Source organism: Halovibrio sp. HP20-59 (assembly GCF_033052795.2).
In the GTDB taxonomy this organism is placed as follows: Bacteria; Pseudomonadota; Gammaproteobacteria; order Pseudomonadales; family Halomonadaceae; genus Vreelandella.
Genome location: NZ_JAWJUW020000143.1, coordinates 1 through 247 on the forward strand (window position 1 = coordinate 1; position 247 = coordinate 247).

General features: G+C 65.2%; 1 protein-coding gene. It reads right to left on the reverse strand.

Annotated elements, in window-relative coordinates:
• On the reverse strand, positions 1-247 hold a 247-nt coding region (locus RZA33_RS19680), incomplete at both ends, for a PilC/PilY family type IV pilus protein (RefSeq protein ID WP_317509987.1).

Consider the following 247-nt stretch of genomic DNA (forward strand, 5'->3'; position numbering starts at 1 on the left):
TCAGGCTGCCGTCGATGACGTGCAGCATGCCGTCGTTGGCCGCGGCGTAGACCACGGGAGCCCGGTTCGCATAGGTGGTCTTGAAGGTGTCATAGCCCGGGTTGTAGGCACTCGAGTATGGAAAGGCCGGAGGACCGACCGGTACTGTCTTGGCGTTGACGATGTCCCCCACCAGGTTGGCGCGGTCGCGGTAGGTGTTCGTCGACCCGCTGGCCGTTGAGGAGGCCTCGTTCGTGCGTTCGCCGCG